This window comes from Rhodococcus sp. Z13_19A, from assembly GCF_058133575.1.
In genome coordinates this window covers 762649-776518 of sequence record NZ_JBYUNN010000003.1, presented here as the reverse complement: position 1 = coordinate 776518, position 13870 = coordinate 762649, and the positions used below count along the sequence as shown (strand labels likewise).

Here is a 13870-nt window from a genome sequence, read left to right as displayed (position 1 = left end):
CGTCAGCGGCCGGGCAGGGGGTTCGGCGGGATCACCGGGCGGGCCAGCGGTGTCCGTGGGCGTCGGTGGGCCGCGCGATAGACGTCCACGGTGGCCGCGGCGATGCTGGTCCAGCAGAAGTCGGTGTCCAGGCGCGCGCGGGCCCGCTGGGCGCGCTCCCGCGCCGCGCCGGGGTCGTCCAGCACGGAGCGCACCGCGGTGGTCAGCCCGGCCACGTCACCCGGTGCGAACGACAGCCCGGTCACGCCGTGCTGCACCGCCTCGCCCAGCCCGCCGGCCGAGGAGGCCACCAGGGGCGCCCCGGCGGCGGCGGCCTCCAGCGCCACGATGCCGAACGGCTCGTAGCGGCTGGGCAGCACCACCGCGTCCGCCCGCGCCAGCCGCTGCAGCAGCTGCGTCGTGCTCAGGTGCCCGGCGAAGGTCACCGCGCGCAGCACCCGGTGCCGGCGGGCCTCCGCGCGCAGCCACTCCAGCTGCGAGCCCTCGCCGGCCACCACCAGCCGGGTGCCGGGGTGCGTGCGCCGCACGCGGGCCAGTGCGGCGATGGCGTCCTGCACGCCCTTCTCCCACTCCAGGCGGCCCAGGAACAGCAGCTGCGGCGGTCCGGTCCGGGCGACCTGGGGCGGGCTCGGCCAGTGGTCCAGGTCGATGCCGTTGTGCAGCACCGTCACCGGCGCCTCGGGGCGGAACAGCTCGGTGACCTCGGCCCGCATGGCGGCCGAGCAGGTGACGAGCGAGTCGGCGCTGTTGGCCAGCCACCACTCCGCGGAGTGCACCTGGCGGTTCATCCGGTCAGGCAGCCAGCCGCTGTGCCGGCCGGCCTCGGTGGCGTGCAGGGTGGCCACCAGCGGCACCTGCAGGTGCTCAGCCAGGGCCACCGCGGCGTGCGCGACCAGCCAGTCGTGGCCGTGCACCACCTCGGGCTGCCAGCCGGAGCGCTGCAGGGCCAGCCCGGCGCGCACCAGGGCGTGGTTGAGCCCCAGCGTCCACGCCATCAGGTCCTCGGTGAACACCAGGTCCAGCGGGTCCTCGGCCACCGCGACGACGCGCACCCCCTCCACCACCGCGTCCGTGGTCGGGTGGGTGCCGGCGTCGGTGCCGGTGGGCCGTCGGGCCAGCACCACCACGTCGTGCCCGGCTGCGGCGAGGTGGCAGGCGAGGGAGTGCACGTGCCGGCCGAGCCCGCCCACCACCACCGGCGGGTACTCCCAGGACACCAGGAGGATCCTCATGCCGAGGCCGTGCTCCCGGGGGTGGCGAGCCGGCGGGCGTCCAGCGCGGCGAAGGGTCCGTCGGCACGGCGCCACTGCTCGGCCAGCGCCAGCGCAGGACCTCCCGCGCGCACCGCACCGGCGATCTCGTGCACCGCGTGGGCGTGGGTCTGGGCTCGGGTGCGGGCGTAGTCGGGGGCGGAGTCCTTGGTGACCATGAAGGCCCAGTCGCTGGACAGCGCCAGCAGCGCCTCCCGGAGGATCTGGTCGGCGACCGGGTTGCGGCCCTGCTCCTTGACCAGGTCGTCCACCGTGGACAGCGCGGTGCGGGTGACGTCGGCGTTGAGCCGGACGAAGTCGCTGACCTCGTCGCTGGCCCACACCCGCCAGTCCTTGCCCGAGCCCCACGACGACGCGGGCAGGTCCACCGGTGCGCCCACGCAGCCGGCCTCCACCGCACCCTCCAGGGTGGTCACCCGGACGCCGGCCTCGGGCAGCAGCCGCAGCACGGCCTCCACCCAGGCGGGCCCCTCGTGCCACCAGTGCCCGAACAGCTCGGTGTCGTAGGCGGTCACCACCAGGCCAGGGCGTCCGTCGCGCTCGGCCAGCGAGGCGAGCCGGGAGCGCACCACCTCCACGAACTCCGCGGCGTGCTGCTGCACCGCCGCCGCGGCCCGGGCGGGGTCGTAGGGCGCCTTGGCCTCCGGGGCGACGCCACGCCCGGTGACCCGGGCCGGCTTGAGCCCGCTGGGGTGGTCGTAGGTGTGGAAGTCGCGGTAGGCGGCGTGGCCGGGGTAGCCCGAGCGCGGCGACCACACCTTGTAGCTGACCTCGAGGTCGCGGCCGAAGCAGACCACGTCGCTGTCGCCCACGGTCCGGGCGGTGCTGGTCGCGCCGTGCAGGGCGGGTCCGTCCACCAGGAAGTGGCGCACACCGGCGGCGGCGTAGCCGGTCTCCATGCCGGGGGCGTAGGCGCACTCCGGGGCCCAGATGCCGGCCGGGGTGCGCCCGGTGCGGGCGGTGGCGTCGGCCAGGCCCGAGCGCAGCGCGAAGTCACGCAGCCGGGGGTCCATCAGCGGCTGGAAGGGGTGGGTCAGCGGCCCGCCGAGCAGCTCCACCACGCCGGAGTCCACCACCGAGCGCACCTGCGGGGAGCCGCCGTGGCGCCAGTGCGTCTCGAAGTCACCCAGCGCGGCCTCGGCGGCGCGGTGCTCGTGGGTGGCCAGGCGCTGCAGCGCGTCCTCGCCCCGGCGCCCGGCCGCGGAGTGCGCTCGCAGCTGCCAGTCGCCCAGCCAGTCGTGCATGCCGCGCAGGCTGTGCGCGTCGTCGAGCTGCGCGGCCAGCACCGGGGTGACGCCCAGGGTGAGCTGGCGGGTGCGGCCCTCGTCGGCGAGGCGGCGCAGCATGGCGAACAGCGGCTGGTACGAGCCGGCCCAGGACTGGTAGAGCCACTCCTCGCCCACCGGCCAGCGGCCGTGGTGGGCCAGCCACGGCAGGTGGGAGTGCAGCACCAGGCAGAAGGTGCCGACGGGCTCGGTGCTCACCGGCGGACCGCGACCGCGACCAGGTCCAGGCTCGCGTCCACGTCGGGCTCCACGATCTCGAAGTCGTCGGTGCTGATGGAGGCCACGTCGGCCACCAGCTGCTCCGGCCAGGCCTCGCCGGCCAGCGAGCGGTCCAGCTGGGCGTCGATGAAGGACCCGCCGTGGGCGGCGTCCAGTGCCCGCAGCCGCGGGCCGTGGTGCAGCCCACGCATGGACTGCACGGTGAAGCCGGCCTCGACCAGCAGCTCGGCCAGCTCGTCGGCGTTGAGCTCGCGGGTGTGGAAGGGGTTCAGCGGGGTGTCCCGGCCGGGGGAGAAGGTGATGCGGTTGGGGGTGCTGATGAGCAGCACGCCACCGGGGGCCAGCACCCGGGCGCACTCGCGCAGGAACTCCGCCTGGTCCCACAGGTGCTCGATGACCTGCAGGTTCACCACCACCTCCACCGACGCGGTGCGCAGCGGCAGCGCCGCCAGGTTGCCGCGCAGCACGTCCAGGCCGGGGTAGCGCCGGCCGACGTGGGCGGCGGTGTGCGCGTCGTAGTCCAGCGCCACCACGCGGGCAGCGCTGCGGGACAACAGGTCGGCGCCGTAGCCCTCCCCGCAGCCGGCCTCCAGCACGGTGCGGCCGGCGCAGTGCCGGGCCAGGTCGAGGTAGGCCACCTCGTGGCGGCGGAACCAGTAGTTCTCCTCGGCGATGCCGGGGACGGTGCGCTCACCGGTGATGGGGAGGGCATCGACGACAGCCGGGACGGGGCCCTGGCCAGCACCGTTCTGGTCCACGCTGTCCTGGGTGGCGGGAGCGGAGTCGGTCACCGGCGCAGAGTAGTACCTGTGCCGCAGCGGCGGTCCGGCACGCGGGAGTGTGGCGGGGATCGCTTAGCATTGAGTTGCACAGTTATTACCCGCCAGTAACATATGGGCAGAGCTACGCCGTGCCATCCTGCTCTACCGAAGGTCAGGATCACCACCACTCGCAGGAGGTCGAAGAAGACCCATGAACATCGTTGTGCTGATCAAGCAGGTTCCCGACACGTGGTCGGACCGCAAGCTGTCCGAGAGTGACTTCACCCTCGACCGTGCTTCGGCCGACGCGGTGCTCGACGAGATCAACGAGCGCGCTGTCGAGGAGGCACTGCTGCTCAAGGAGGCCGGCGAGGGCGAGGTCACCGTGGTGACCATGGGTCCCGACCGCGCGACCGACGCCATCCGCAAGGCGCTGTCCATGGGCGCCGACAAGGCGGTGCACCTCTCCGACGAGGCCCTGCACGGCTCCTGCGCCATCCAGACCGCCAAGGCGCTGGCCAAGGTCATCGGCACGCTGGGCGAGGTTGACCTGGTCATCGCGGGCAACGAGTCGACCGACGGTCGCTCCGGCGCCCTCCCGGCGATGCTGGCCGAGCTCCTCGGCCGCCCCCAGCTCACCCAGGTGCGCAAGCTGGCCATCAACGGCGGCACCATCACCGCCGAGCGGGAGACCGACGAGGGTGTCTTCCAGCTCGAGGCCTCGCTGCCCGCCGTGGTCAGCGTGACCGAGAAGATCAACGAGCCGCGCTACCCCTCCTTCAAGGGGATCATGGCCGCCAAGAAGAAGCCGGTCACCACGCTGACGCTGGCCGACGCCGGCATCGACCCCAGCGAGGTCGGCCTGGCCAACGCGATGAGCTCGGTCTCCGAGTCGGTGCCCAAGCCGCCCCGTGGCGGTGGCGAGCGCGTCTCCGACGAGGGCGACGGCGGCAGCAAGATCGCGCAGTACCTCGTGGCGCAGAAGATCATCTGACGGCGTGCTCGAGACCAACCGGACGAGAAGGTAGGAGAACCAGAAAATGGCAGAGGTCCTGGTACTCGTCGAGCACGCTGACGGCGAGTTGAAGAAGGTTTCATCCGAGCTCATCACCGCGGCGCGCGCGCTGGGTGAGCCCTCGGCGGTGGTGCTCGGCGCCGCCGGCACCGCGGCAGGCATGGCGGACGCGCTGGCCGCGGCCGGTGCGGAGAAGATCTACGTCGGCGAGTCCGACGCCGTCGACGGCTACCTGGTCACCCCCCAGGTGGACGTGCTGGCCAAGCTCGTCGAGCAGACCAGCCCGGCCGCCGTCGTGGCCGCCGCGAGCGTCATCGGCAAGGAGGTCGCCGGACGGCTGGCCCTGCGCCTGGGCTCCGGCCTGCTCACCGACGTCGTCGCGGTGGATGCCGACGGCTCCGTCAAGCACTCCATCTTCGGTGGCGCGTTCACGGTGACGGCCAAGGCCAACACCAGCGTGCCGGTCATCACCGTCCGGCCCGGCGCCATCGACGCCGCGCCGCAGGCCGGTGCCGGCACGCAGGAGACCGTCGAGGTGCCGGCTCCCGACGCCGCGACGGCCACCAAGATCACCAGCCGCGAGCCGGTCGTCAGTGGCGACCGTCCCGAGCTCACCGAGGCCAGCGTCGTGGTCTCCGGTGGACGTGGCGTGGGCAGTGCGGACAACTTCACCGTGGTGGAGGCGCTGGCCGACTCCCTCAAGGCTGCTGTCGGCGCCTCGCGCGCCGCGGTGGACTCCGGCTACTACCCGGGCCAGTTCCAGGTGGGCCAGACCGGCAAGACGGTCTCCCCGCAGCTCTACCTGGCCCTGGGCATCTCCGGTGCCATCCAGCACCGGGCCGGGATGCAGACGTCCAAGACCATCGTCGCGGTGAACAAGGACGAGGAGGCGCCGATCTTCGAGATCGCCGACTTCGGCGTCGTGGGCGACCTGTTCAAGGTCGCGCCGCAGCTCACCGACGAGGTGAACAACCGCAAGGGCTGACCCGGTCAGCACCATGCCCACGAGGCCCCTGCCCGCGCTGCGGGTGGGGGCTTCGTGGCGTTCTCAGCCGCGTACCCTGGTCCGGTCATGACTAGCACCCCAGCCTCGGCAACCGTCTACCTGGACCACGCCGCCACCACTCCCATGCTTCCGGAGGCGGTGGCCGTGGTGACCGAGGCGATGGGCACCGCGGGCAACGCCGCGTCCCTGCACGGCTCCGGCCGTGCCGCTCGCCGCCGCGTGGAGGAGTCCCGCGAGCTGCTGGCCCAGGTGCTGGGCGCCCGGCCCACCGAGGTGATCTTCACCGGCGGCGGTACCGAGAGCGACAACCTGGCGATCAAGGGGATCTACTGGTCGCGCACCGCCGCCGACCCGCGGCGGCGCCGCCTGCTGGTGGGGGCAGCCGAGCACCACGCGGTGATCGACGCCGCCCAGTGGCTGGTGGAGCACGAGGGCGCGGTGCTCACCTGGTTGCCGGTGGACGCGCACGGGCGGGTGCAGCCGGAGACGCTGCGGGCCGCGCTGGCCGCGCACGCCGACGACACCGCCCTGGTCAGCGTGATGTGGGCGAACAACGAGGTCGGCACCATCACCGACGTCGCAGCCCTGGCCGAGATCGCGCACGCCCACGGGGTGCCGCTGCACACCGACGCCGTGCAGGCGGTCGGCCAGCTGCCGGTGGACTTCCGCGCCAGCGGCGCCGACGCGCTCACCATCACCGGCCACAAGCTCGGCGGACCCTTCGGGACCGGGGCGCTGCTGCTCGGCCGCGACGTGGGCTGCGTGCCCCTGCTGCACGGTGGCGGCCACGAGCGCGACGTGCGCTCGGGCAGCCCGGACGTGGTCGGCGTGCTCGGTCTGGCCACCGCCGCCGAGGTCGCCACCCGCACCCTGCCCGAGCGGGCCGCGCGGATGGCCACGCTGCGCGACCAGCTGGTGCGCGGCGTGCTCGACGTGGTGGACGACGCGGTGCTCAACGGAGACCCGTCCCCGCAGGGCAGGCTGCCCGGCAACGCCCACCTGACCTTCCCCGGCTGTGCGGGCGACTCCCTGCTGATGCTGCTCGACGCCCGCGGCATCGAGTGCTCCACCGGCTCGGCCTGCACCTCCGGGGTGGCGCAACCCAGCCACGTGCTCATCGCCATGGGGGTGGACCCGCACGCCGCGCGCAGCTCGCTGCGGCTGTCGCTGGGGCACACCTCCACCGAGGCGGACGTGCACACCTTCCTGGACGCCATCGTCCCGGTGGTGGAGCGGGCCCGGATGGCGGGGCTGACCAGCGCGGGGGCGGCCCGGACGGCGGTGCGGGGCTGATGCGGGTGCTGGCCGCGATGAGCGGCGGCGTGGACTCCGCGGTCGCCGCTGCCCGCATGGTGGCGGCGGGCCACGACGTGGTGGGCGTGCACCTGGCCCTGTCGGCCTCGCCGGGCACGCTGCGCACCGGATCGCGGGGCTGCTGCTCCAAGGAGGACGCCGGCGACGCCCGCCGCGCCGCCGACGTGCTGGGCATCCCGTTCTACGTGTGGGACTTCGCCGCCCAGTTCGCCGAGGACGTGGTGGACGACTTTGTGGCCGCCTACGCGGCGGGGGAGACGCCCAACCCCTGCCTGCGGTGCAACGAGAAGATCAAGTTCTCCGCCCTGGCCGAGCGGGCCGTGGCCCTGGGCTTCGACGCCGTGGCCACCGGGCACTACGCGCGGCTGTCCGACGGCGTGCTGCGCCGGGCCGTGGACGCCGACAAGGACCAGTCCTACGTGCTGGCGGTGCTCACCGCCGACCAGCTGGGCCGCGCGGTGTTCCCGGTGGGGGACACCCCCAAGCCGGAGATCCGCGCCGAGGCTGCCCGGCGCGGGCTGGCCGTGGCGGAGAAGCCGGACAGCCACGACATCTGCTTCATCCCCTCGGGGGACACCCGTGCCTTCCTCGGCACCCGGATCGGGGTGCGTCCGGGCGCGGTGGTGGACGCCGACTCCGGCAGCGTGCTCGGGTCGCACGAGGGCGTGCACGGGTTCACCATCGGCCAGCGCAAGGGCCTGGGCCTGGACGCTCCCGCCCCGGACGGGCGCCCCCGCTACGTCACCGCCATCGACGCCGAGGCGGGCACCGTGACCGTGGGCTCCGCGGCGCACCTGGACGTGCACCACCTCCGTGGGACCCGCCCCGTGTGGACCCACGGGCACGCCCCGGACAGCCCGCTGGAGTGCGTGGTGCAGGTGCGGGCGCACGGGGGCCTGGCCCCGGCCACCGTCACGGTCACCGCCGAGGGGGTGGAGGTCACCCTGCACCAGCCGCTGCGCGGGGTTGCCGCAGGTCAGGCCGCGGTCTTCTACCGGCCCGACCCCGACGGTGACGTCGTCCTGGGCAGCGCCACCATCAGCGGCTCGCGCCACCCGGTCGACCACGCCGCACCGTCGGCCCCCACGGGCCCGCGCGACTGGTAGACAGTGCTGGTGACCGACGCAGCGAAGCCCTTCCTCCGCGGTCTGCCGGGCGGGACTGCCACCGGCGTGGGCTCCTGGCCCGGCGCCGACGCCGACGAGGCCGCGCGCATCGTGCTCGGTGAGCTGGCCGCGCTCCCGCACCTGGTGGAGCTGCCTGCCCGAGGCGTCGGAGCGGACATGGTGGGGCGCACCGCCGCCCTGCTGGTCGACCTGGCCGTGGAGGTCGCCCCCTCCGGATACCGGGTGGCCTCCCGTCCCGGCCGCGACCACCGCCGTGCCGTCGACCTGCTCCGCCGCGACCTGGACGTGCTGGAGGAGGCGCTGGAGCGCGCCGGCGCCACGCCGCCGGCGCTGAAGGTGCAGGTGGCGGGCCCCTGGACGATGGCGGCCCAGGTAGAGCTGCGCAGCGGCCACCGCCTGCTCACCGACCGTGGCGCCGTCGCCGAGGTCACCGCGTCGCTGGCCGAGGGGGTCGCCCAGCACGTGGCCGAGGTGCAGCGACGCACCGGCATCCCGGTGGTGCTGCAGGTGGACGAGCCCGGCCTGCCCGGGGTGCTGGCGGGCGCCCTGCCCACCGTCTCGGGGCTGACCACCATCCCGGCGGTGCCCGCACCGGAGGTGGAGGCCGGGCTGCGCACCGTGCTGGAGCAGGCGCCGGGCCGGACCATGGTGCACTGCTGCGCCGCCGCCGTCCCGCTCACCCTGATCCGCCGGGCCGGGGCCACCGCCGTGGGGGTGGACCTGGGACTGGTGGGAGTCACCGACCTGGACGAGATCGGCGAGACCCTGGAGGACGGGGCGATGCTTGTGCTGGGGGTGGTGCCCGTGCCGGTGTCCGTGCCGGCCTCCGGCGGGGCGTCGGCCACCACGCTGCACCAGCTGGCCGAGCCGGCCCTGCGGCTGATGGACCGCCTCGGCTTTCCCCGGTCGGTGCTGTCCACCGAGGTGCTGGTGACCCCCGGCTGCGGCCTGGCCGGCAGCACGCCCGCGGACGCCCGGCGGCTGCTGGCCCAGTGCGTGGAGCTGGGCCGTGCCTTCACCGACCCCCCGGAGTCCTGGGGCATGTGAGCGAGGCCCGGTCGGGGGCCGGGACTGTCAGGGTCACTGGCTAATCTTTGGGAGTGACGAGCGAGCTGCCAGAGACCTCCGGCGACCCCCAGGCGCGCGAGCGCTGGACCGCGCTCGCCGAGGAGGTGCGCGGGCACCAGTTCCGGTACTACGTGCGGGACGCGCCGATCGTCAGCGACCGCGATTTCGACCGGCTGTTTAACGAGCTGGTGGCCCTCGAGGAGGCCCACCCCGAGCTGCGCACGCCCGACTCGCCCACCCAGCTGGTGGGCGGCGGCTTCGCCACCGAGTTCAGTGCCGTGGACCACCTGGAGCGGATGCTCAGCCTGGACAACGCCTTCGACTCCGAGGAGCTGCACGCCTGGGCCGACCGGGTGGTGGCCGACGTGGGGCAGGAGGTGGACTACGTCTGCGAGCTCAAGATCGACGGGGTCGCACTGAACCTGGTGTACGAGAACGGCAAGCTGGTGCGCGGAGCCACCCGCGGCGACGGCCGCACCGGCGAGGACGTCACCCTCAACGCGCGCACCATCGAGGACATCCCCGAGGTCCTCACGCCGACCGCGGAGTTCCCGGTGCCGGAGCTGCTGGAGGTGCGCGGCGAGGTGTTCTTCCGGCTCAGCGACTTCGAGGCGCTCAACGCGTCGCTGGTGGCCGAGGGCAAGGCGCCCTTCGCCAACCCCCGCAACTCCGCGGCGGGATCGTTGCGGCAGAAGAACCCCGCGGTCACCGCGCGGCGACGGCTCGGGATGATCTGCCACGGCCTGGGCCGGCGGGTGGGCTTCGAGCCGGTGGCGCTGTCGCAGGCCTACGAGGCGCTGGCCGCCTGGGGCCTGCCGGTGTCCGCGCACACCGTGCGGGTGCACGGCATCGACGAGGCCGCAGCCCGGGTCGCCTACTGGGGCGAGCACCGCCACGACGTGGAGCACGAGATCGACGGTCTGGTGGTCAAGGTGGACGACGTGGCGCTGCAGCGGCGCCTGGGTGCCACCTCGCGCGCCCCCCGCTGGGCCATCGCCTACAAGTACCCGCCCGAGGAGGCGACCACCAAGCTGGTGGACATCCGGGTGAACGTGGGCCGCACCGGCCGGGTCACCCCGTTCGCGTTCATGGAGCCGGTGCTGGTGGCCGGGTCCACGGTGGCGCTGGCCACCCTGCACAACGCCAGCGAGGTGGTGCGCAAGGGCGTGCTCATCGGCGACACCGTCACCATCCGCAAGGCCGGCGACGTCATCCCCGAGGTTCTCGGTCCGGTGGTGGACGTGCGCACCGGCAACGAGCGTCCCTTCGTCATGCCCACCCACTGTCCGGAGTGTGGCACCGAGCTGGCCCCGGCCAAGGAGGGCGACGCCGACCTGCGCTGCCCCAACGCGCGCTCGTGCCCCGCCCAGCTGCGGGAGCGGGTGTTCCACGTGGCCGGCCGCGGCGCCTTCGACATCGAGGTGCTGGGCTACGAGGCGGCCACCGAGCTGCTCCGTGCCGGGGTCATCCAGGACGAGGGCGACGTGTTCACCCTCACCGAGGACGACCTGCTGCGCACCGAGCTGTTCCGCACCAAGGCGGGGAACCTGTCGGCCAACGGCCGCCGGCTGCTGGACAACCTGGACGCCGCCAAGGACCGTCCGCTGTGGCGCGTCCTGGTGGGACTGTCCATCCGCCACGTGGGGCCCACCGCGGCTCGGGCGCTGGCCGGGGAGTTCGCCAGCCTCGAGCGCATCGAGCAGGCCAGCGAGGCCGAGCTTGCCGCGGTGGAGGGCGTGGGCCCCACCATCGCTGCGGCCGTGGTCCGCTGGTTCGAGGTGGACTGGCACCGCGAGGTGGTGCGCAAGTGGCGTGAGGCCGGGGTGCGCATGGTGGACGAGCGTGACGCCGGCGTGCCGCGGTTCCTGGAGGGACTGTCCATCGTGGTCACCGGGTCGCTCGCCCGGCTGTCCCGGGACGAGGCCAGGGAGGCCATCCTGGAGCGCGGCGGCAAGGCCGCGGGCAGCGTGTCCAAGAAGACCGCCTTCGTGGTGGTCGGGGACGCCCCCGGGTCCAAGTACGACAAGGCCGTCACCCTCGGCGTGCCGGTGCTGGACGAGGCCGGCTTCGAGGTGCTGCTGGATCAGGGGCCCGAGGAGGCCACCAAGCTCGCGGTGCCGGCTGGAGAGGCGCCCGCCGGGGAGGTGCCGGCTGGAGAGGCGCCCGCCGGGGACAAGCCTGCCGACTAGCCCAGCACGGTGGCGACGATGCCCGCCATGTGACCCAGCCGCGCCACCTCGGACGGGCGGAACTCCGGGCCACCGGGCCGGCCGATGAGCACCGCGCGGTTCTCCTCGCCCAGGGGTGCCGCGGCGACGGTGGTGTTCACCTGCCGCCAGCTCTCCGGCACCCAGTCGGCGTTCTCGTCCAGGGCGGCCGGCGCCCGCAGCGGCAGCCAGGGCGCGGCCGCGGAGTGGGACTCCGGCGCGGCGGGGGAGCCCACCACCCGGTAGGGGCCGTCCTTGCCCATGCCCACGATCATCGCCCAGCCCACGCTGAGCACCCGGGGCAGCCCGTCCACCAACGTCTGCAGGCGGTCGCCGATGGTGCCGGCCACCACGTCGATCAGCTCGAGCTCGCGGTGGGTGTCCAGCACCCCCACGAACGGTCGCACCGAGATGACCTGCACGCCCTCGATGCCCTCGGCGGCGGTGATGAGGCCGTCGGGGAAGGACCCGCGGGGAATCTCCACCACCAGGTCGTCCACGGCGTAGCTGGCGTCGCGCTCCACCACGTCCACCGAGAGGATGTCGACGTCGGCACGTCCCAGCGCGGAGGCCAGCAGACCCAGGGCCCCAGGCTGGTCCGGGACCTGCACGCGCATGAGGAAGGACAATGTCGTCTCCTTGCCGGGGACACTCGGCGAACCGCTCGGGCAGGCAACATCTTCCTACACTCACGCGGGGGCAGGGCACGCTGGTGGCACCGGCTAGTCTTGGCGGGCACCCGATGCCGCCTCGATAGGGGAGATCCCCACCGCATGAATGCCGAGAACACGACGGCGCCCGTCATCACCCGCGAGGAGGTCGCCCACCTCGCGCGATTGGCCCGGCTCGCCGTCACCGAGGACGAGCTGGACCACTTCGCTGGTCAGCTGGACTCGATCCTGCACCACGTAGCCACCGTCTCCGAGGTCGCCGCGGAGGACGTCCCGCCGACCTCGCAGGCGCTGCCGGTCACCAACGCGTTCCGCCCCGACGTGGTCACCCCCGGGCTGACCCAGGACGAGGCGCTGGCCAAGGCGCCGGCCGCCGAGCTGGGCCGCTTCCGCGTGCCCCAGATCCTGGCGGACGAGCAGTGAGCGCCGAGCTGACCCGCCTCTCCGCGAGCGAGCTGGCGCAGAAGATCCACTCCCGCGAGGTCTCCTCCACCGAGGTCACCCGCGCCCACCTGGACCGCATCGGCGAGGTGGACGAGCGGGTCCGCGCCTTCCTCCACATCGACGGCATGGCGGCGCTGGCCGCAGCCGGAGCCGTGGACGCCTCCCTGGCCGCCGGTGAGCAGCCGGCCTCCCCGCTGGCCGGGGTGCCGCTGGCGCTGAAGGACAACTTCACCACCACCGACATGCCCACCACCTGCGGGTCGGAGATGCTCGAGGGCTGGTGGCCGCCCTACGACGCCACCGTCACCTCCCGCCTGCGCGCGGCCGGCATCCCCGTGCTGGGCAAGACCAACATGGACGAGTTCGCGATGGGCTCCTCCACCGAGAACTCCGCCTACGGCCCCACGCACAACCCGTGGGACCTCACCCGGGTCCCGGGTGGCTCCGGTGGTGGCTCCGCCGCCGCCCTGGCCGCCTACGAGGCCCCGCTGGCCGTGGGCACCGACACCGGCGGCTCCATCCGGCTGCCCGCCTCGGTCACCGGCACGGTCGGCGTCAAGCCCACCTACGGCGGCGTGTCCCGCTACGGCCTGGTGGCGTGCGCGTCCTCGCTGGACCAGGGCGGTCCGTGCGGGCGCACGGTGCTGGACACCGCGCTGCTGCACGAGGTCATCGCCGGGCACGACCCGCGCGACTCCACCTCCATCGACGCCCCGGTCCCGGCCGTGGTCGAGGCAGCGCTGCAGGGCGCCAGCGGCGACCTCACCGGCGTGCGCGTCGGCGTGGTGCGCGAGCTGCAGGGCGACAGCTACGCCCCCGGGGTGCTGTCCTCCTTCCACGCCGCGGTGGCCCAGCTGGAGGCGCTCGGCGCCGAGGTGGTGGAGGTCTCCTGCCCGAGCTTCGCCTACGCGCTGGCCTCGTACTACCTGATCCTGCCCAGCGAGGTGTCGTCCAACCTGGCCCGGTTCGACGCCATGCGCTACGGCCTGCGGGTGGGCGACGACGGCAGCCACAGCGCCGAGGAGGTCATGGCACTGACCCGCGAGGCCGGGTTCGGCGCGGAGGTCAAGCGCCGCATCATGATCGGTACCTACGCGCTGTCGGCGGGCTACTACGACGCCTACTACGGCCAGGCCCAGAAGGTGCGCACGCTCATCATCCGCGACTTCCAGGCGGCCTACCAGAAGGCGGACGTGCTGGTCTCGCCCACCTCTCCGCAGACGGCCTTCCGGCTGGGCGAGCGGGTGGACGACCCGCTGGCCATGTACCTGATGGACCTGTGCACCATCCCCACCAACCTGGCCGGTGACGCCGCCATGTCGCTGCCGTCGGGGCTCTCCGACGACGACGGGATGCCGGTGGGGCTGCAGATCATGGCGCCTGCGCTGGCCGACGACCGGCTCTACCGGGTGGGGGCGGCCTACGAGGCCGCCCGTGGACCGCTGCAGGCTCCGCCGGAGCTGTGAGCGCGGCGGCCGGGG

The 13870-nt window shown here is 73.8% G+C and carries 12 protein-coding genes; 8 read left to right on the top strand and 4 right to left on the bottom strand.

Going from position 1 to position 13870, the window contains the following annotated elements; genetic code table 11:
* Window positions 1–2: 2 nt before the first annotated feature.
* From AC3YNX_RS14790 to AC3YNX_RS14780, 3 genes are read right to left on the bottom strand one after another with little or no spacing between them, the layout of a single operon-like run.
* The gene (locus tag AC3YNX_RS14790; protein ID WP_489995914.1) at window positions 3–1232 is read right to left on the bottom strand and encodes a glycosyltransferase family 4 protein; all 1230 of its coding nucleotides are present in this window, start codon (window positions 1230–1232) and stop codon (window positions 3–5) included.
* Window positions 1229–2755 carry a 1,4-alpha-glucan branching protein domain-containing protein gene (locus AC3YNX_RS14785; protein WP_489995913.1) on the bottom strand — a complete coding sequence of 509 codons (1527 nt, stop codon included), beginning with the start codon at window positions 2753–2755 and terminating at the stop codon, window positions 1229–1231. Before AC3YNX_RS14785 ends, AC3YNX_RS14790 begins: the two co-directional genes overlap by 4 nt.
* Complete coding sequence (locus tag AC3YNX_RS14780; RefSeq protein WP_489995960.1) at window positions 2752–3534, bottom strand: class I SAM-dependent methyltransferase; 783 nt, start codon at window positions 3532–3534, stop codon at window positions 2752–2754. The genes AC3YNX_RS14785 and AC3YNX_RS14780 overlap by 4 nt, the downstream gene beginning before the upstream one ends.
* A 214-nt stretch (window positions 3535–3748) precedes the next feature.
* Between AC3YNX_RS14780 and AC3YNX_RS14775 the strand changes: the two genes are divergently transcribed.
* From AC3YNX_RS14775 to ligA, 6 genes are all read left to right on the top strand, one after another.
* Complete coding sequence (locus AC3YNX_RS14775; protein ID WP_127782653.1) at window positions 3749–4531, top strand: electron transfer flavoprotein subunit beta/FixA family protein; 783 nt, start codon at window positions 3749–3751, stop codon at window positions 4529–4531.
* A 46-nt stretch (window positions 4532–4577) separates the two neighbouring features.
* On the top strand, window positions 4578–5537 hold the full coding sequence (locus tag AC3YNX_RS14770; protein WP_489995912.1) for an electron transfer flavoprotein subunit alpha/FixB family protein: 960 nt from the start codon (window positions 4578–4580) through the stop codon (window positions 5535–5537).
* Window positions 5538–5624: 87 nt separating this feature from the next.
* Window positions 5625–6851, top strand: coding sequence for a cysteine desulfurase family protein (locus tag AC3YNX_RS14765; protein ID WP_489983411.1), 1227 nt, complete (start codon window positions 5625–5627; stop codon window positions 6849–6851).
* Window positions 6851–7978: a tRNA 2-thiouridine(34) synthase MnmA gene (gene mnmA / locus AC3YNX_RS14760; protein ID WP_489995911.1), complete on the top strand. Its 1128-nt coding sequence runs from the start codon at window positions 6851–6853 to the stop codon at window positions 7976–7978. Before AC3YNX_RS14765 ends, mnmA begins: the two co-directional genes overlap by 1 nt.
* A 9-nt stretch (window positions 7979–7987) precedes the next feature.
* A complete protein-coding gene (locus AC3YNX_RS14755; RefSeq protein ID WP_127782657.1) occupies window positions 7988–9046 on the top strand; it encodes a methionine synthase in 1059 nt (352 codons plus the stop codon).
* A gap of 53 nt (window positions 9047–9099) precedes the next feature.
* On the top strand, window positions 9100–11256 hold the full coding sequence (gene ligA / locus AC3YNX_RS14750) for an NAD-dependent DNA ligase LigA (protein WP_489995910.1): 2157 nt from the start codon (window positions 9100–9102) through the stop codon (window positions 11254–11256).
* Here ligA and AC3YNX_RS14745 read toward each other — a convergent pair.
* Window positions 11253–11903 carry an ACT domain-containing protein gene (locus tag AC3YNX_RS14745; protein ID WP_127782659.1) on the bottom strand — a complete coding sequence of 217 codons (651 nt, stop codon included), beginning with the start codon at window positions 11901–11903 and terminating at the stop codon, window positions 11253–11255. The two genes, ligA and AC3YNX_RS14745, sit on opposite strands and share 4 nt — an antisense overlap.
* A gap of 144 nt (window positions 11904–12047) precedes the next feature.
* Between AC3YNX_RS14745 and gatC the strand changes: the two genes are divergently transcribed.
* Complete coding sequence (gene gatC / locus AC3YNX_RS14740; RefSeq protein ID WP_127782660.1) at window positions 12048–12368, top strand: Asp-tRNA(Asn)/Glu-tRNA(Gln) amidotransferase subunit GatC; 321 nt, start codon at window positions 12048–12050, stop codon at window positions 12366–12368.
* A complete protein-coding gene (gene gatA / locus AC3YNX_RS14735; RefSeq protein WP_127782661.1) occupies window positions 12365–13855 on the top strand; it encodes an Asp-tRNA(Asn)/Glu-tRNA(Gln) amidotransferase subunit GatA in 1491 nt (496 codons plus the stop codon). The genes gatC and gatA overlap by 4 nt, the downstream gene beginning before the upstream one ends.
* The last annotated feature ends 15 nt before the right edge of the window (window positions 13856–13870 follow it).

Excerpts from the sequence above, each read along its gene's own strand:
- AC3YNX_RS14790 (WP_489995914.1), bottom strand. The coding sequence starts at position 1,232 with ATGAGGATCCTCCTGGTGTCCTGGGAGTACCCGCCGGTGGTGGTGGGC.
- AC3YNX_RS14775 (WP_127782653.1), top strand. The coding sequence starts at position 3,749 with ATGAACATCGTTGTGCTGATCAAGCAGGTTCCCGACACGTGGTCGGAC.
- AC3YNX_RS14770 (WP_489995912.1), top strand. The coding sequence starts at position 4,578 with ATGGCAGAGGTCCTGGTACTCGTCGAGCACGCTGACGGCGAGTTGAAG.
- AC3YNX_RS14765 (WP_489983411.1), top strand. The coding sequence starts at position 5,625 with ATGACTAGCACCCCAGCCTCGGCAACCGTCTACCTGGACCACGCCGCC.
- mnmA (WP_489995911.1), top strand. The coding sequence starts at position 6,851 with ATGCGGGTGCTGGCCGCGATGAGCGGCGGCGTGGACTCCGCGGTCGCC.
- gatC (WP_127782660.1), top strand. The coding sequence starts at position 12,048 with ATGAATGCCGAGAACACGACGGCGCCCGTCATCACCCGCGAGGAGGTC.